Here is a 16,943-nt window from a genome sequence, read left to right as displayed (position 1 = left end):
ACTGATTGATTACTTTGGATTTAAAATGATTTGGGGAGAAGTAAACGGATATTTTCGCTTATATCTCCCTTAATCCTTTTAATCATAAAAAATCCCAAAAATAAAATCAGTGTAATCAGCGTAATCAGTTTAATCCTGAGTCAGACAAAATCCGCTCTTATCTCCGCTGCTGTCCGGAAACGGACACCCCCGGCGGATAGCGGACAACGAGCGTTTATCAATGAATTGATTTTCAGCAGATGTAAAAAAGGCATTATCCTTGTCGCCATTCAAACCATGATCAGGAACTACTTTAAAATTGCCTGGCGGACCCTGTGGAGAAACAAAACCTTTTCCGCCATCAATATAACCGGCCTTTCACTGGGAACCGCTTGCAGCTTATTCATTTTATTATGGATACAGGATGAGCGCCGCGTAAATTCCTTTCATAGCAACAACAACCAGCTATATGCTGTTTACCAGCGCGAGTATTCAGACGGAGGAGCAGGCGCAGGTTACGCTACCCCGGGACCGCTGGCAGATGAATTAAAAAAAGTGATTCCTGATATTACGCTGGCATCGGGGTTTTCGGGAGATAACAATATTTTACGGGCAGGCAACAAAATCCTGCGGGAAACAGGCGCCTATGCCGGGAACGACTTTCTCCGGATGTTCAGTTTCCCTCTGCTGGCAGGCCGCAAAGACATGGCCCTGTATACGCCTAACAGTATTGCTTTATCTGAAAAATCAGCCATCGCTTTTTTTGGCAGTGCCGGCGCCGCCATTGGTAAACCCATTACGTATAATGGCGACCAGCATTTTACCGTTACCGCTGTATTTGAAAATGTGCCAGACCATTCTTCCCTGAAATTTGATTATCTGATCAACTGGGCGGTCATGCTGAAAAAGTATCCCTGGGCTAACACCTGGAGCAGCACCGGCGTTAATACCTACGTAATGCTGGATAAGCATGCTGATCCTGCGAAAGTACGTACCCGCATCAGTAATTTCCTGGACGATTATTACAAGGAACAGGGTCCGGGCTTACGCGAGGAACTGGACCTGCAGCGGTTCGACGAAAAATACCTGCATGGCAGTTTTCAAAATGGCTTTATAAGTGGGGGCCGCATCACCTATGTAATATTATTCAGCGTGGTAGCTGCATTTGTGCTGTTGATTGCCTGTATTAATTTCATGAACCTGTCTACCGCACGTTCGCTAATGCGTGCAAAAGAAATTGGAGTACGTAAAGCAGCGGGCGCCATGAAACAATCGCTGATCATCCAGTTTATCAGCGAAGCCGTACTCACTGCTTTACTGGCATTGGCGCTGGCTATTATAATAGTAGCGCTGTTGTTACCGGCGTTTAACACTATTACCGGGAAACAGATGGCACTGCCTGTAACTGAGCCCTTGTTCTGGCTGCAATTACTGACCATTGGTATAATTACCGGCCTATTTGCAGGCAGCTACCCCGCCTTATACCTGTCGTCTTTTGAAGCGGTAAAAATATTGAAAGGCACGCTGCGTTTGGGGAAAAATGAAAGCATGTTCCGGAAAGGACTGGTGGTGTTCCAGTTTGTTTTATCCACCTTACTCTTTATTGGCGCCATCACTATATCCAAACAGGTGGAATATATACAAACGAAAAACCTGGGTTACGACCGGGAAAACATCATCAATATTCCCTTGGAGGGCGCATTGATTTCGCACTATGATTATTTTAAAGAGGCGGCTCAGCAACTGCCGGGCGTAAAGCTGGTATCAGCTATGAACGGCTCTCCTATAGGCTTTAACAGCAACCAGGACGGGATCCTCTGGGAAGGTAAAGATCCTACCTACCGGCCTACTATTACTGTTGGCACCGTTGGATACGATTATGTGAACACCATGGGGTTACAGGTAATCAGGGGGCGTGACTTCTCCCGGCAATATCCTACAGATTCAGGAACAGTCCTGATCAACGAAACCGCTGCAAGGAAAATTGGCTTTAAAGATCCTCTAGGAAAATACCTGGTGATTGAACCCGGTTTACGGCGACAGATCATTGGCGTTGTGAAAGATTTTCATGCCGGTTCATTGCACGATCAGATAGATCCTCTTATTATGCAGCCCGGACCAACAACATGGGGCACCTTACTGGTTAAAACAGCACCCGGTAAAACGGCAGCTGTAATTACATCTCTTGAAAAACTCTGTAAAACCGTTAACCCGGAATATCCTTTCCAGTATCAGTTGGCCGATGAAGAATACCGCCAACTATACAGGGGCGAGCAGATGGTGAAAAAACTCACTGGTTATTTTACGGTAATGGCCATCGTCATTTCCTGCCTGGGGTTACTGGGACTGGCCCAGTTCACCACGCAGCAAAGGATCCGGGAAATCAGTATCCGGAAGGTGCTGGGCGCCAATGCCCGGCAGATATTCGGGCTGTTATCCGGCGAGTTCATGTTATTGGTAGTGCTGGCATTTCTCATTGCCGTACCTGCCGCCTGGTGGGGGATGCACCAATGGCTGGATAACTATGCATATCATATCTCTTTATCGTGGTGGATTTTTGCATTGGCCGGAGGCATCTCCTTCCTGATCGTGCTGATCACGGTGAGCAGTTTAACGATCAAAGTATCCGTTAGCAACCCGGCCAAACACTTGCATGCCAGCTAACCTTTGATGCTTCCGCTCACTTTGAACGGAAGCATCGCATTACTATTTAGCCGGTATTTCCCGTAGAATATGCAGCAGGTAGTCGTAAAACTTAGCTACAGAAGAGATCTGCACTCTTTCATCCGGAGAGTGTGCGCCGCGGATAGTGGGGCCGAAAGAGATCATATCGGGATTACCCAGGTGTGCCCCGAGGATACCACATTCCAACCCCGCATGACAAGCCCCTACTTTGGGCGTATGGGTGAAGTGATCTTTATACAGCGCCAGTAATAAACGGAGCACGGCAGAATCGGCATTGGGCTTCCAGCCGGGATAATCACCGTCCTGGCTCACTTCGCAACCAATGATTTCAAAGGCGGCGCTTACTGCGTTAGCTACATCGTTCTTGGTACTTTCCACGCTGCTGCGTTGCAGGGATTGTGTAATAAAAACACCGTCCCTGGCCTGTACCCTGGCCAGGTTGGAAGATGTCTCCACCAGCCCGGCAATATCAGGGCTCATGCGGAATACACCGTTTGGCGCGGCGTAAACGGCGCGCAACAGTTGCTTCAGGTAAGCCGGCTCCATTACCTGGGCAGGCAGGGTGGTTTCTTTACATTCCAGCACCAGTCCCGGTTCTATAGTATGGTATTCTTCTTTTATGGTAGTTGTAAATTCCCCGATGAAACGGGTAAACGTTTCCTTATCGCCGGCAGGAACGGTAACAACCGCCTGTGATTCGCGGGGAATGGCGTTACGCAGGCTGCCCCCGTCAAGACTACCCAGTTGTATATTTACCTGTTGCGCCGCCTTATATAGCAGCCGGTTCATCAGTTTATTGGCATTGGCCCTGCCTTTATGGATATCCATACCGGAGTGGCCGCCCAGTAAGCCTTTGATGCTAATGAGAAAGGCAACGGCGTTTTTATCGGCAGTCACTTCCCTGTAAGTGCCTTTGGTGTTGGTATCTATACCACCGGCACAGCCGATGGTTAATTCATCTTCCTCTTCCGTATCAAGGTTCAGAAGAATCTTACCGGTAAAATTAACCGGGTCCAGTTGTTTGGCGCCGGTCATACCGGTTTCCTCATCAATGGTGAACATGGCTTCTATGGCGGGATGCGCAATATCCTTTGCGGCCAGTACCGACATGATAGCGGCTACGCCAATACCGTTGTCCGCCCCCAGCGTGGTGCCCCTGGCTTTTACCCAGTCGTTGTCCACGTACATATCAATACCCTGGGTGTCGAAGTCAAATACGGTATCGCTGTTCTTCTGGTGCACCATATCGAGGTGCGACTGGAGGATCACTGTTTGCCGGTTTTCCATACCAGGTGTTGCCGGCTTTTTGATAACCACGTTGCCAATGGCATCTTTTGCTGTATCAAGGCCCAGGCGTTTCCCGAAGTCCATCATGAAAGCAATTACCCTTTCTTCCTTTTTGGAAGCGCGGGGAACTGCGTTCAGCTCAGCAAAGTGCTGCCATAATTGTTTTGGTGAAAGATCTTTTATTTCCATTGAAATAATTATTAAGTATTTGTAAAGATAGATTTTCCCGGGTATTAAATGTTGTGCCCGGAACAGCCATTTCATTTGGTACGGTTTTTTTATCAGCTACTGTTCATCAACTATTACTTTAAAACCGTTTTATGATACAACATCTTACAAACACCGCGTCCAAACAGAAGCTTCTCATTATTGAAGATGAAGGAGAAATGTGCCTGCTGATCAATTTACTGCTGGATGGTAAAGAGATGGAGATAGAGCATGTACAAACCATTTCCGATGCTGTGGAATATTTTCAACAGCAGCCACCAGCCATTGTATTGCTCGACAACCGGCTGCCCGATGGGTTTGGATTGGATTTCATCAGTTATATCCGGGATAAATATCCTGCTACCAAAATAATCATGATTTCCGGGATGGATGCGGCCGCAAGGGATATAGCGCTGGCCAACGGGGCCGACCTGTTCCTGGAAAAACCTTTTAACAGAACAACATTATATAATGCAATTCAACAATTGCTTGATTAAACCTGGTTCACCCGGTGCTGTTTCATCCCGGCGCCGGGTGAATAACCCCACCTACCTTTTGGTAGGCGCTTGTTTTACATTTTTCCTCCCGTTAACTTGGCTGCTTAATTATTATCTTTAAAATAATCAAGCATCCTTATAATGACTTCTGAAAAAAAGATTCCCACATTATATGAATGGGCCGGTGGCATGCCTGTATTTGAAAAGCTGATGAATGCTTTTTACGATAAGGTATTACAGGATGAATTACTGGCGCCTGTATTCCGGCATATGTCGCCCGCGCACCAGCTGCACGTAGCACATTTTATTGCTGAAGTTTTTGGCGGACCGAAAATGTACAGTGGAGAAGACCACGGCTCACATTTTACGATGATCCAAAAGCACCTGGGCAGGCATCTTACAGAGCAGCACCGGAAAAGGTGGGTAGCACTGCTGCTTGAAACTGCAGACACCCTGCAGTTGCCGGATGATCCTGAGTTCAGGTCGGCCTTTGTAGCCTATATTGAATGGGGCACACGCATCGCGGTGATCAACTCCCAGGAAGGAGAAGTGCCCATGAAGCCGGATGAGCCTATGCCAAAATGGGGATGGGGAGAGCCCGGGGGGCCGTATGTGCCGTGAGACAGCTCACTTCCGCGCAATAAGAATAAGATCCGTAGTAGTACTTCCATCAGCGGCCGGGTATTGCTCCCGCTGAAGATCCATCAGTTTAAACCCGTTTTCCTTTAACGCATCTACCAGGTAACCGGCTTCGTGGTAGTACATGTAGAATTCATCGTTTCCATCGGTGTGGAAGAAACCGGATCTTGTATAATCATCTTCCATAGTGCTGATATAAAGCACTCCGCCGGGTATAAGCAAACGGGCGGCATCTGCTATCATTTTCACTGCTTCTTCCCTGCTGAGATAAGGCAGGCAAAAACCGCACATGATGCCGTCAAACGTTTTACCAAGCCGGGAAATATCCCTGGCGTCCATCAGCTGGAATTCCGCCTGCGGATTATTGGTGCGGGCCAGTTCCAGCATGTTGGGAGCCAGGTCTGTGCCAAGCAGGTGAAAGTCCGGCCGTTGCTGCAGCAGGTACCTGGTAATATTGCCGGGGCCACAGGCTATCTCCAGCACAGCTGCACCCTGTTTCGTGATGTTGTTACAAAACAGATCGAATGACGCATGATAACGCGACACATCCATATGCCTCTCCTGGTACAGGGCGGCGCGTTTATCAAAAATGCTGATTACCTGCTGCATTTTATCCATAGTGAAAGGATCAGGTAACAAATATAAGGAATTGTTACTCCGTAAGGCCATTCGGGTCCAAGGTAAGCGCTTCGCTCATATAATCCAGGAAAGGACGCATGGCCTTGAAAGTAAGATTGGCTTCTTTCAGAAAATTATCACTTAATACTTCCTTATCAGCAAACCTTCTTACCAGCACAAATTGCTTATAGCGCAACAGGTCGATGGCTTCATGATCTGCAGGGTAACCTTTGGGCATTTTTTTCAGCTGCTCCCCTTCGAGCGTTTTAAAATAAGTTTTGAAAGATTTACTATTCAGGATCTTTCTCAGGGGTGCGGGATCAAACGCGATCTCATCCCGGATACGCTTCAGGTCTTCCGGAACGGGCCCCCAGAAGCCGCCGGCCACAAAGCTGTTGCCCTGTTCTATATGAAAATAATACCCGCCCCTGCGGAATTTGGTGGCACGTTTAAAACTGCCGCTCCAATGCGTTTTATAAGGGGTTTTATCGTTGGAAAAACGGGTATCCCGGTAAATGCGGAAGAGGCTCTTTTTACCCGAGGGCGTTTCTATCACGTCGTGGGTGGAAAGTTCTGCCAGAAGAGCTTCCGCGAATTCTTCCACCAACGCAAGTTCCTGCTGGTAAGTTGGTTTATGGGTATTAAACCAATCCCTGTTATTGTTCTCTTTTAATTTGCTTAAAAAATTAAAGCCGGACTGGTGTATGCGAGGTTGTAATGCATTCTTCTTTGCCATGGTATACCGTAATTTATAAAGCCTGTTATCCTATGGCGACAGGCTTTACAAAAGTAGGTTTTTCCGTTTGCCGGGGCAAACGGAAGTGGCGCTTAATATTTTTCCCCGGCCCATAACATTACGGAACTGCCTGATGCTTGTGAAGGAGAAAATACCGATCTTGCCGTTGAGATAATTGTGCGCTTAATCAGAAACCCAAATGAATCTACAGCATCCATGAAAATAGCTACCTACAATGTTAATGGCGTTAACGGACGCCTCCCGGTATTACTCCGCTGGCTGCAGGAAACGGCGCCTGATGTAGCCTGTTTACAGGAACTGAAGGCCCCGCCTGAGAAATTCCCCGAGCAGGCCATCCGGGATGCCGGCTATCAGCCTATCTGGCACGGACAAAAAAGCTGGAACGGCGTAGCCATCCTCTCCCGCATTGGAGAGCCCAGGGAAATAAGACGGGTGCTTCCCGGTGATCCGGAAGATATCCATAGCCGCTATATAGAAGCCGAAATCAACAATATCACTATCGGCTGTCTTTATTTACCAAACGGCAATCCCGCTCCCGGCCCCAAGTTCGATTATAAGCTCAGTTGGTTCAAACGCCTCACTGCGCACGCCAAAGAACTGCTGGCCTCCAAAACGCCGGTAGTGCTCACAGGCGATTATAACGTAATGCCCACCGAACTGGATGTATACAAACCTGAACGCTGGGTAGACGATGCCCTTTTTCGCCCGGAAACCCGGGAGGCATTCCGTAATTTAAGGGACCAGGGCTGGACAGACGCCATCCGGAAACTATATCCTGATGAAAAGATCTATACTTTCTGGGATTATTTCCGTAATGCCTACGGTCGCGACGCCGGCCTGCGCATCGATCACTTTTTGCTCAGCCCGCAGCTGGAAAGCCGGCTTGTGGCCGGCGGTGTAGACAGGAACGTACGTGGCTGGGAGAAAAGCAGCGATCATGCGCCGGTATGGATAGAGCTCACGGATGCATGACAACGGTAATGGCTATACGGCCCGGTTAACAGGCTTATTCCTGTCTCACAATTTCTTAGTATCTTAAAAAGATAAACCCGTTTACTATGACCACAAAAGAAACCTTTAGCCTCCATGGCGAAAACCTGTTAAAGAAGATCAAGGAACTGATCGCTGAAGGAAACGTACGGAAAATCACCATCACAGATAAAGAAGGCAAAGAACTAATGACCTTCCCGCTTACCATAGGCGTGGTAGGCGCTCTGCTGGCGCCTGTTTTCGCCGCCGTTGGCGCATTGGCGGCATTGATCGGCGAATGCAGCATTACCGTGGAAAGGGAGCCTAAAAAAGAATAACCGCCCCAACAATTTCACGATTTGATAATATTCCGGTAACATAGTCTTTATACGGAAAGGTCACATTTGCGCCCTAAACGTATCAACCACTATGACCGTAGTACGCTACTTCGCTCCATTAGGCTTTGTGTTCCTTTTTGCCTGCAAGAAAAACGACAACCCTACTGACAACAACATTTCTTACCCCGCTAAAGCTACCCTGGCCGGCGCTGTAGTAATGACCACCAACGCTGCCGGCGTAAAAGTATACAATGGCGGTTACGGATCATCTATTGCCAATGTACCAGGCCAACCAGGTTACTTCTACCTGATGACAGACCGCGGCCCCAATGCAGATGGCATTATCAAGGATTCCAAAGTTTTTGCCGTACCAGGCTTTAATCCACAGATCGGGAAGTTCAAACTGAACGGCGATTCACTGGTACTGGTTGAAACCGTTCATATTAAATCTGCCGCTAATACACCGGTAACAGGGCTTCCCAACCCCGCAGGATCAGGCGGCACCGGCGAAACTGCATTGGACAAAGATGGTAAAACACTTCCTGAAGATCCGGATGGTATTGACAGTGAAGGCTTGGCCGTTGCGCCCGATGGCTCTTTCTGGATCAGTGATGAATATGGGCCTCACCTGGTGCACCTCGACAGAAGCGGTAAAACACTGGAAAGGATCAACCCTTTCGGTACCGGCACCGGCGGCCGGAAAATACCAAAAGTATTTGCCAACCGCCGCGCCAACCGTGGCATGGAAGGGCTCACCATCACTCCCGATGGCAAAACACTGGTGGGCATTATGCAGTCGCCCTTATACAATCCCAGCAAAGATGCGGTAAAGAACTCCCTGTATACCCGCATCCTTACCTATGATATCGCTTCCGGTCAAAGCAAACAATACATTTACAAACTGGATAATAAAAATACCGCCAACAGCGAAATTACCGTGATCAGCAACAATACCTTCCTGGTACTGGAACGCGACGGCGAGTTTCCCGGTGATGCCACCAAACCTTCGCTGATCAAAAAGATCTATAAAATTGATCTGTCTTCCGCCACTGATATTTCCGACGCTACCGATGGCGCCGGCGGTAAACTGGTAAATGGCAAAACAGTGGAAGTGCTCACGGATGAAGAGCTGCAGGCCGCCGGCATTAAAACTGTCAGCAAATCGCTGGTAGTGGATCTGCTGAAAGACGTGGCGGCTTATCCGCATGATAAACCGGAAGGCATTGTACTGGTGAACAGTACCACGCTGGCTGTGAGCAATGATGATGACTTTGGAATTATTCCTCCTGATCCGGTGAACAATACTTATATCCAGAAAATATTACCGCTTACGGGTAAAGCCGATTTTAATACGGTGTATTTTATTAAACTGGCAACACCGCTGTTCTAAACTACAACTGTTACCTTTAAGTAAAACAGGGCCGGCACTAGACGCCTGCCCTGTTTTACTTAAAGCGCTGCTGACCGGCAGGTATTCTTGTTCAAACGCATAGCTTACCAGTCACACAGTTTTTCATACTGATCGGAAAATCCTTTACTTTCATGTCAAACAGCCATCACTATGCTTTCGCAAAAGGGATTAACCGCAGTTACATTCAACAGGGACAAGATCACTTCTCCGGGGGAATATCCCTTCAATATCCCGGCACTAAAAAATTTCTCCACTTTACCGCTGCATCCGAAGGTAACCTACTTCTCCGGTGAAAACGGGATGGGAAAATCCACCCTCATAGAGGCGATTGCCGTGGCCTGTGGCTTCAACCCCGAAGGTGGATCATTGAATTTCAATTTTACTACCCGTGCATCTCATTCCGTACTGCATCAGTACATCCGCGTGGCCAGGGCAGCGGTGCGGGCAAAGGATGGCTTTTTCCTGAGAAGCGAAAGCTTTTTTAATGTGGGTACCAATATTGAAGAACTGGATAAAGAGAGTATGGGGCCGAAAGTAATTGATAACTACGGCGGTGTTTCCCTGCATGAGCAATCGCACGGGGAATCGTTCTGGGCATTGCTTTCACATCGTTTTGGCGGTAACGGCCTGTACATCCTGGACGAGCCGGAAGCCGCGCTTTCCCCAACGCGGCAGATGGCCATGCTCACCAGGATGCACCAGCTGATAGGGCAGCAATCGCAGTTTATTATTGCCACCCACTCTCCTATTGTAATGGCTTATCCCGATGCCACCATTTACCAGCTCACAGAAAACGGGATCAAAAAAACCAGTTACACGGAAACAGAAAATTATAAGATCTCGTACCATTTTATCAACAACTACAAGAACATGCTGAAGATCCTGCTGGAAGATGTTTAGTCTTTTATAACCGGCACCACATAGCTATACGCGGTATATCGCAGTTCGCTCCAGGCATTCTTCCCCGGAAATTTATATCCAGGGTACAGTTCCTGGTCCACCGGCTCAAACACGATCCTTACCCGGATACTGCTACGGCCTTTGGTAAGTGCGGCCGGTACCAGCCATTCGTCATCGCGGAAACGGCGGTTGCTGGTTTGTACATTGTACATCCTTTTATCTGTTTCTTTTGGCGGATGACTGAATATACAGGTATTGGCGCCCGCGAGGTACCAGGTGCCGGCAAATTTCCATTTGCTGCCGGAGCTGTCTGCAATATACACGGCTGCTTTCTGGTTAGGGTGACTGAAATCCAGCGTGCGGCGCAACAGCGCCCCCTGGTTGGCAGGATCCAGCCGGATATTGAATTCCGATACGCCCGTGGTATAACGGCCATCTTCAGCATGCGCAGGATATACTTCAATTTTTCCTCTCCCCTTAACGTTCAGCGAATCAGGCCCCAGTTCATAACGGCTAAAAATGGTTTCCACCGCAGTTGCCTGCGGAGAATGATATGCATGCTGCTGCTCACTGTTTACATCGCCTATATCCAGTTCATCTGTTTTTATCAGTGAAGGGGCTGGTAAACCATACCAGTAGGTAACGCTTTCATAATGTTCAGTGGAGCGGTTCTCCCCTCCGTGCTCCAGCTGTATGCGGGCGTTACGGCCAAAGGGCATCAGGTCGGCGAGGAGGAAACGGTAGGCCGAGTGGATGAGGTCTTTCCTGTCTTTTGCCTGGTCCTTACGGGCTACGCCACAGGGATGCCCTGCAAAAGGAAGGGTCATATTCCTGCCGCCCCAGTAGTCGCCCCCTCCGCCCCACTCTTCCGTGCCAGTGCCCTGCGCCTGCGGCGACTGGCTGTCGTCGAAGAAAAAGCGGGGATCCCCTTCCAGCGTGCCCAGCTCGCCGTTGTGTGTAAAAATGAAGGAAGTGCCCACAAAGTTACCCGACCATTCCGTTTTGCCTTCTATTCCACGTGTATCCAGCAACGTTAGATCCCTGCCAGGTTCCGGTGTGGGAAAATCGCGGTACGTTGCATGAAAATAGCTGCTGAATGCAGGATTTATTTTCTGTGGCTGGTAGCGGATCTCGTATTTAACGGATATTTCACCCGGTGTGATGCCTGCCAGCTCAAACTTTGCCGCTTTAAAGAACGGCATAGGGTAATAACAGGCCAGCGTTAGCTGCTGTGTTGTGCTGTCGTAACGGATATTGATAGGAAAGCCTTTTACAAGGTATTCGCGGTGATCGCGGTTGTGCAGCGTACCGGCGCCAAAGAACAGGCAGAGTGGTGCATCTATGGAGGGTTGCAACGCATCGTCCCAGGTAACCAGCAGGCGGATCCTTTCCAGTGCCTCCGCATCTGCAGCCGGTATGGTTAGTTTCAGCGCTCTCACTACAGCAGTAGTACGTATATCCGTAAGTGTTATCTTTTCACCGTTGAGCTTTACCAAGCCGCTGCGGGTGGGAATATGCGCTGGCGCGATGTCCTGCCCCGCTTTACTGATAAGGTTCACCATTTCTTTCTCCGGCGCTTTGTTGATATCCCAGCTGCGGATACGGCGGGAAAGTTTACCGGGGTTGGCAAACAATTGGTAGATGTAATACCCTGTACCGTAGTGGGTGCGGGAGTAGGCAATACGCAGGGATTCACGGAACGGGATGGGTGTCCAGATAAGGTCCGCCCCTTTGGTATCGGCCCAGGTCCATGCCATGGGTTTGGGAAATGGTGCCGCCGGGATAAAAACGCTTGCCTTGATATCCCGGATGGCATTTGCAGGATCTGCGGTCCCGGTTTCCTGTATGGTATGTTCCCGCCCGTCGGTAATAAAATGCCAGGGGCTTCCATGCCAGTGGTTGGCACGGAAGAAATAAAGTATACCCGTTCCCGTTACATCCAGCGTAACATTATCTGTTTCTCCATTCATAAAAAGATAATGGCTGGCATCGGCAGCATCGTTGCCGCCGGTACGGTCGTAGGTACCTCTCATATAAGTTCGCATGCCGAACCGCTGCATAGGCCACTGGTCCCATTTCAGGTAGGCATCTGCACCGGCAGGTATAACGGGCAGGCGTTGCGCCTGCAGCGGCAGCGATGACTGGCACAGAAGCATCACCAGTAAACAGGTATACCCCGAATACTTTACCAGGTATGTTTTCAGCGGTAGTATGTGTTTTGCAACTATCATAAATTGTATTAGCTTCATTCAATAATTCCGTTGTATGAAACCGATCCTGCGCAAGGTTGATACCGGCCATAATTATTCATTCAGCATCCGGGAAGACATCTACCCTTACCTTTATAATCACTGGCATTACCACCCGGAAATAGAGCTTACGCTGATCCGTAAAGGCAGCGGCATGCGCCTGGTGGGCGACAGTACAGAAAGGTTTGAAGACGGCGACCTGGTGCTGCTGGGCAGCGAGCTTCCGCACATGTGGCGGAGCGATGCCATTTACTTCCAGGAGCAGCCCGGGCTACGGATAGAGGCCATTGCCATTCATTTCAGCGATCACTTCTGGGGAGCCGGTTTCCTGGACCTGCCGGAAATGAAAGCCATAAAAGAACTGCTTACAAAAGCCAGGCATGGTATCCGGATACATGGCGCCACCCGTGAACAGATCAGCCGAAAAATGGAAGCCATCCTGAAAGCAGGCAAGGTGCAAAGGATTACTTCCCTGCTCAGTATCCTGGATACCATTGCCGGCTCCAAAGACTGTACCCTGCTGTCCAGTGTTGGGTTCGTCAATACCTACAATATCATTAACACGGATAATATCAATAAGATCTATCATTATACCTTTAATAATTTCCAGCAGAAAATAACGCTGAAAGATGTAGCCGCCGCCGCTAACGTTAGCCCCAACTCCTTCTGCAGGTACTTCAAATCCAGGACGCTGAAAACATACTGGCAGTTCCTGATGGAGGTACGTATCGGCTATGCCTGCAAACTACTGATAGAAAACAATCTGCCTATGTCGCAGGTAGGGTATACCTGCGGGTTCAACAACCTCTCCAATTTCAACCGGCAGTTCAAGCTGCTCACCCAGAAAACGCCTTTGCAATACCAGAAGGTATACGTACAGGCAAAAACGGGTTAGCGTTTACCATAGCGTTTTACCCGCAGCGCTGCCTGCGCCTTATGCCCGGCAAATCCTTCCAGCTCGCACAGCCGCATGGCATATTCGCCGATAATAGCGCTGGCTGCCGGTGTACAACGCTGGTAAGTACAGTTCTTCAGGAATTTGCCCACCCATAAACCGCCGGTATACTTTGCCGCCTTGCGGGTTGGCAGCGTATGATTGGTGCCAATCACTTTATCGCCATAGGCCACATTGGTTTCCGGTCCCAGGAACAATGCACCGTAGTTCGTCATTTTTTCCAGGAAGATACCAGGGTTGCGCGTAAGCACTTCCACATGCTCGCTGGCCAGTTCATCCGCTATGCGGATGGCTTCTGCTTCATCTTCCACCAGTATTACAGACCCGTTGTTTTCCCAGGCCACACGGGCAATATCTGCCGTAGGCAGTACCGCCAGCTGCTTTTCTATTTCCAGCAGGGTATCCTGCGCCAGTTGCCCGGAAGTGGTGATCAACACGCCTGGTGAAGTAGGGCCATGTTCCGCCTGGCCCAGTATATCGCAGGCAACCATTTCCGCATCGGCAGTGTCATCTGCGATTACCAGCACCTCCGTAGGGCCGGCAAAAAGATCGATGCCCACCCTCCCATAGAGCTGGCGTTTGGCTTCCGCTACATAGGCATTCCCCGGGCCCACGATCATATCTGTTGCCGGGATGGACCCGGTGCCTATCGCCATGGCGCAAAGCGCCTGCACGCCGCCTAAAATATAGATCTCGTCTGCCCCAGCAAAGTGCATAGCACATACAGTGGCTTCCGGTATCTGCCCGTTGATCGGGGGCGTACAGGCAATCACCCGTTTCACACCGGCTACTTTCGCGGTAAGGATACTCATGTGCGAGGATGCCACCATAGGGTATCTTCCGCCTGGTATGTAGCAGCCCACGCTGTTCACCGGGATATTCTTATGCCCAATGAAAATGCCGGGCAGCGTTTCAATTTCAATATCAAGAATAGAAGCCCGTTGCTGCTCCGCGAAGAAACGGATCTGTTGCTGTGCAAAGCGGATATCGCGGATCACCTGTTCCGGCGTACGGTCCACGATTTCCTGTATGGCTTCCGCCGTTAACCGGAAAGCAGCCGGCGACCAGCGATCCAGGGTAGCAGAGTAATTCCTTACCGCAACATCGCCGTGTGCTTCTATCTCCCTGATCATTTTTTCCACTGTTTCTTTTACACCGGCATCAGTAGCTTTTAATGCCGCTTCGCTTTTTCCTTCTTTTAAATAAACAGCCATAATATTATTCTCCCGAGGGTTTTCTGAGTTTATAATAAGGGTTCAGTGGCTCGCCGAAATCCGGCGTACCATCGGCATTCCAGGTGAACGGTTGCATACGCGGGCTCCGGGCGCCGCCACAGCCCTGGCCTGCATGCGGATTGGCGTGGTAAATGATCCAGTCTTCTTTTCCATCCTTCGATTTAAAGAAGCCGTTATGACCAGGGCCATATACACTGTTGGCCACACTTTTTGTAAACACCGGCTTATCTGACTTGCTCCAGTGGGCAGAGTTCAGCGGATCACCGTCCTTTTTCAGGCGCAGCATACCAAGTGCATAATCATCTGTGCCGCAGCTGCTGGCAGAATATACCAGTAAGATCTGCTCATCCGGCCCCTGCAATATTTCCGGGCCTTCATTTACCGGTATACCATTTTTCTCCCAGGCATAGTCCGGCATAGAAATCTGCACCCTGGCGGTTTTGAGCGTCCAGGGATTTTCCATTTCAGCGATGTAGATACGTTGGGTGATGTCTTTATTGGAGATCTGCCCGCTCCAGATAAAATAACTTTTGTTTTTGTACCTCAGCACCGTACCATCAATAGCAAAACAATCTGCCTGCGGATCGTATATTTTTCCCTTGTCTTTCCAAACCCCGTCGAGTGGCTCAGTCGCTTCGTTTTCCAGCACAAACAAACGCTGCGTGGACAAGTCCGCCGATGCCCCGGCTGTATAGTACAGGTACCATTTGCCATCCAGGCGGTGCAGCTCCGGCGCCCAGATATTCCTTGAATTAGCCCCTGTGGCAGGCGGTGTCCAAACCACTTTGGGAATGGCATCTCTCAACGCCGACATGAGGCCTGTTTTACGGATGCTGATATTTCCGCCATTGGTGCAGAGAAAATAATAAGCGTTGCCATTTTTGTACACCCACGGATCTGCGCCACCATCCAGCAACGGATTGGAGAATGTAGTATCTGCATTAACAGGCGGCGGCGCTACCGTGGAATCTTTTCCCTTACCAGCACAGGATATACTAAAAACCAGCAGTAATAACCAGGATATATTTTTCATTTAGTAAGATATATGATGAGGAAATAGTCAGTTCCATAACTTCGGATCTTTGCCCCTGTTCTTTCTCCATTCATTACGCCAGCGGTGAATATCGTAGGAGTTGATGAGGGGCATGGGTTTCCGGGCCTTGGCATCCGGTATATCCGGTACCGGCGATGCTTCCTTTGCATACCAATAGGCCACACTGGCCAGGTCCAGCGTCATTTCATTGTTGTGCCCATGTTCTATGGTAAACCTGAGCGACTTGCTGAAATAAATGGGATCGGTGATATGAAAGCGATACAGGTGGGTGCGGCCCAGTGTACCAATATCGTTATTCACCCTTGCATATCCAAAGTAAGGATGCGTGTATAATACTTTCGGGCCCCAGGCAGTATTGAAATAATCTTCCGTACCTGTGCCGTTGAGAGAAGGTGTTGTTTCCCCGTCTATAAATATCATATCATCCCCTTCCCCGTACCAAAGCGGTGAGGGCGATTGCACATAGTAGTTCATGCCTATAAAATGTCCTTCTCCTTTGATATCCGCCACCAGGTAGTTATTGCGCCCGCTGGTGTTATTCCCTTCAGGGCCGAACATCCAGTGTTCATTTTCTATACTATCCTGGGAGCCCATGAGCTGCTTGTTATACCAGGCATGAAAGCGGCCGGTATTGGCAGGCAGCCTGGGCATCTCCACATAATCCACACAAAAATAAAAGGGTTGTATTTCTGTGCCGGACTGGTTCTCAATTTCTATCCGGGCGCCGTTGGAAAAGGGCATGGAAAAATAACTCACCAGGCTGGTGCCATCCATAGGCGCAGCTGCCAGTGGCAGTGAAGTAAAAGGATACGACTCATTCCAGCCCTGCCCGAAGAAAGGACCGATGGGCGATATCACGGATGGATAGGGCTTACCATCCCAATACATGCGGATGATCACATCGTTCCTGCTGAGCTTATCCGGCGCCGGCCACATGGTGATCCAGATGTGATTGATGATACCGGCGCCTTTGATATCCACCAGTGTGCGCCTGCCGCCGTTTTCTATATGCTGCAGGTTATCGTTGGGGCCTCCGGCCTTATCATAACTGCTAATGCGTTTTGTGGTAACATGTTCCCTGATCTGTGCCAGGTCTGCAAGGTTTTGTGCGGATAGGCGGGCACACGATATAAGAAGTAATAAGCAAATGAGATGTTTCATGT

At 49.4% G+C, this 16,943-nt stretch carries 15 protein-coding genes; 8 read left to right on the top strand and 7 right to left on the bottom strand.

The window, feature by feature from the left end; all coding sequences use genetic code 11:
* Positions 1 to 276: 276 nt before the first annotated feature.
* Positions 277 to 2,643: an ABC transporter permease gene (locus FN124_RS26790; RefSeq protein WP_142687856.1), complete on the top strand. Its 2,367-nt coding sequence runs from the start codon at positions 277 to 279 to the stop codon at positions 2,641 to 2,643.
* Between the two features lie 42 nt (positions 2,644 to 2,685).
* On the opposite strand, the gene FN124_RS26785 is transcribed toward FN124_RS26790, so the two are convergent.
* The gene (locus FN124_RS26785) at positions 2,686 to 4,140 is read right to left on the bottom strand and encodes an aminoacyl-histidine dipeptidase (protein WP_185937393.1); all 1,455 of its coding nucleotides are present in this window, start codon (positions 4,138 to 4,140) and stop codon (positions 2,686 to 2,688) included.
* A gap of 131 nt (positions 4,141 to 4,271) precedes the next feature.
* Here FN124_RS26785 and FN124_RS26780 point away from each other — a divergent pair, with 131 nt between their 5' ends.
* Both FN124_RS26780 and FN124_RS26775 read left to right on the top strand, forming a co-directional pair.
* The gene (locus FN124_RS26780; RefSeq protein ID WP_142687855.1) at positions 4,272 to 4,655 is read left to right on the top strand and encodes a response regulator; all 384 of its coding nucleotides are present in this window, start codon (positions 4,272 to 4,274) and stop codon (positions 4,653 to 4,655) included.
* 141 nt (positions 4,656 to 4,796) lie between these two features.
* Positions 4,797 to 5,276: a group II truncated hemoglobin gene (locus tag FN124_RS26775; RefSeq protein WP_142687854.1), complete on the top strand. Its 480-nt coding sequence runs from the start codon at positions 4,797 to 4,799 to the stop codon at positions 5,274 to 5,276.
* A gap of 6 nt (positions 5,277 to 5,282) precedes the next feature.
* Here FN124_RS26775 and FN124_RS26770 read toward each other — a convergent pair whose 3' ends face one another.
* Together FN124_RS26770 and FN124_RS26765 are read right to left on the bottom strand one after the other, a co-directional pair.
* Positions 5,283 to 5,933, bottom strand: a complete 651-nt coding sequence (locus FN124_RS26770) for a class I SAM-dependent methyltransferase (RefSeq protein ID WP_221887918.1) — start codon at positions 5,931 to 5,933, stop codon at positions 5,283 to 5,285.
* A 13-nt stretch (positions 5,934 to 5,946) separates the two neighbouring features.
* Positions 5,947 to 6,648, bottom strand: coding sequence for a DUF2461 domain-containing protein (locus FN124_RS26765; RefSeq protein WP_142687852.1), 702 nt, complete (start codon positions 6,646 to 6,648; stop codon positions 5,947 to 5,949).
* Between the two features lie 216 nt (positions 6,649 to 6,864).
* Between FN124_RS26765 and xth the strand changes: the two genes are divergently transcribed.
* The 4 genes from xth (at position 6,865) to FN124_RS26745 (ending at position 10,287) form a co-directional block, all read left to right on the top strand.
* Complete coding sequence (gene xth / locus FN124_RS26760) at positions 6,865 to 7,641, top strand: exodeoxyribonuclease III (RefSeq protein ID WP_142687851.1); 777 nt, start codon at positions 6,865 to 6,867, stop codon at positions 7,639 to 7,641.
* An 86-nt stretch (positions 7,642 to 7,727) separates the two neighbouring features.
* On the top strand, positions 7,728 to 7,976 hold the full coding sequence (locus FN124_RS26755) for a DUF4342 domain-containing protein (RefSeq protein ID WP_142687850.1): 249 nt from the start codon (positions 7,728 to 7,730) through the stop codon (positions 7,974 to 7,976).
* Positions 7,977 to 8,067: 91 nt separating this feature from the next.
* Entirely contained in the window at positions 8,068 to 9,366 is a 1,299-nt protein-coding gene (locus FN124_RS26750) for an esterase-like activity of phytase family protein (RefSeq protein WP_142687849.1), read from the top strand.
* Positions 9,367 to 9,537: 171 nt separating this feature from the next.
* The gene (locus FN124_RS26745) at positions 9,538 to 10,287 is read left to right on the top strand and encodes an AAA family ATPase (RefSeq protein WP_142687848.1); all 750 of its coding nucleotides are present in this window, start codon (positions 9,538 to 9,540) and stop codon (positions 10,285 to 10,287) included.
* Here FN124_RS26745 and FN124_RS26740 read toward each other — a convergent pair.
* A complete protein-coding gene (locus FN124_RS26740) occupies positions 10,284 to 12,518 on the bottom strand; it encodes a DUF2961 domain-containing protein (protein ID WP_185937392.1) in 2,235 nt (744 codons plus the stop codon). The two genes, FN124_RS26745 and FN124_RS26740, sit on opposite strands and share 4 nt — an antisense overlap.
* A 34-nt stretch (positions 12,519 to 12,552) precedes the next feature.
* Here FN124_RS26740 and FN124_RS26735 point away from each other — a divergent pair, with 34 nt between their 5' ends.
* Complete coding sequence (locus FN124_RS26735) at positions 12,553 to 13,431, top strand: AraC family transcriptional regulator (protein WP_142687846.1); 879 nt, start codon at positions 12,553 to 12,555, stop codon at positions 13,429 to 13,431.
* Here FN124_RS26735 and hisD read toward each other — a convergent pair.
* From hisD to FN124_RS26720, 3 genes are read right to left on the bottom strand one after another with little or no spacing between them, the layout of a single operon-like run.
* A complete protein-coding gene (hisD, locus tag FN124_RS26730) occupies positions 13,428 to 14,705 on the bottom strand; it encodes a histidinol dehydrogenase (RefSeq protein ID WP_142687845.1) in 1,278 nt (425 codons plus the stop codon). The genes FN124_RS26735 and hisD overlap by 4 nt on opposite strands.
* A 4-nt stretch (positions 14,706 to 14,709) precedes the next feature.
* Positions 14,710 to 15,759 carry a glycoside hydrolase family 43 protein gene (locus FN124_RS26725; RefSeq protein WP_142687844.1) on the bottom strand — a complete coding sequence of 350 codons (1,050 nt, stop codon included), beginning with the start codon at positions 15,757 to 15,759 and terminating at the stop codon, positions 14,710 to 14,712.
* Between the two features lie 27 nt (positions 15,760 to 15,786).
* A complete protein-coding gene (locus FN124_RS26720; RefSeq protein WP_142687843.1) occupies positions 15,787 to 16,941 on the bottom strand; it encodes a glycoside hydrolase family 172 protein in 1,155 nt (384 codons plus the stop codon).
* Positions 16,942 to 16,943 lie beyond the last annotated feature (2 nt).

Source organism: Chitinophaga polysaccharea (genome assembly GCF_902150045.1).
GTDB classification, from domain to species: domain Bacteria; phylum Bacteroidota; class Bacteroidia; order Chitinophagales; family Chitinophagaceae; genus Chitinophaga; species Chitinophaga polysaccharea_A.
This window is presented reverse-complemented; position numbering and strand designations above follow the sequence as displayed.

Excerpts from the sequence above, each read along its gene's own strand:
- FN124_RS26790 (WP_142687856.1), top strand. The coding sequence starts at position 277 with ATGATCAGGAACTACTTTAAAATTGCCTGGCGGACCCTGTGGAGAAAC.
- FN124_RS26785 (WP_185937393.1), bottom strand. The coding sequence starts at position 4,140 with ATGGAAATAAAAGATCTTTCACCAAAACAATTATGGCAGCACTTTGCT.
- FN124_RS26780 (WP_142687855.1), top strand. The coding sequence starts at position 4,272 with ATGATACAACATCTTACAAACACCGCGTCCAAACAGAAGCTTCTCATT.
- FN124_RS26775 (WP_142687854.1), top strand. The coding sequence starts at position 4,797 with ATGACTTCTGAAAAAAAGATTCCCACATTATATGAATGGGCCGGTGGC.
- FN124_RS26765 (WP_142687852.1), bottom strand. The coding sequence starts at position 6,648 with ATGGCAAAGAAGAATGCATTACAACCTCGCATACACCAGTCCGGCTTT.
- xth (WP_142687851.1), top strand. The coding sequence starts at position 6,865 with ATGAAAATAGCTACCTACAATGTTAATGGCGTTAACGGACGCCTCCCG.
- FN124_RS26755 (WP_142687850.1), top strand. The coding sequence starts at position 7,728 with ATGACCACAAAAGAAACCTTTAGCCTCCATGGCGAAAACCTGTTAAAG.
- FN124_RS26750 (WP_142687849.1), top strand. The coding sequence starts at position 8,068 with ATGACCGTAGTACGCTACTTCGCTCCATTAGGCTTTGTGTTCCTTTTT.
- FN124_RS26745 (WP_142687848.1), top strand. The coding sequence starts at position 9,538 with ATGCTTTCGCAAAAGGGATTAACCGCAGTTACATTCAACAGGGACAAG.
- FN124_RS26740 (WP_185937392.1), bottom strand. The coding sequence starts at position 12,518 with ATGATAGTTGCAAAACACATACTACCGCTGAAAACATACCTGGTAAAG.
- FN124_RS26735 (WP_142687846.1), top strand. The coding sequence starts at position 12,553 with ATGAAACCGATCCTGCGCAAGGTTGATACCGGCCATAATTATTCATTC.
- hisD (WP_142687845.1), bottom strand. The coding sequence starts at position 14,705 with ATGGCTGTTTATTTAAAAGAAGGAAAAAGCGAAGCGGCATTAAAAGCT.
- FN124_RS26725 (WP_142687844.1), bottom strand. The coding sequence starts at position 15,759 with ATGAAAAATATATCCTGGTTATTACTGCTGGTTTTTAGTATATCCTGT.
- FN124_RS26720 (WP_142687843.1), bottom strand. The coding sequence starts at position 16,941 with ATGAAACATCTCATTTGCTTATTACTTCTTATATCGTGTGCCCGCCTA.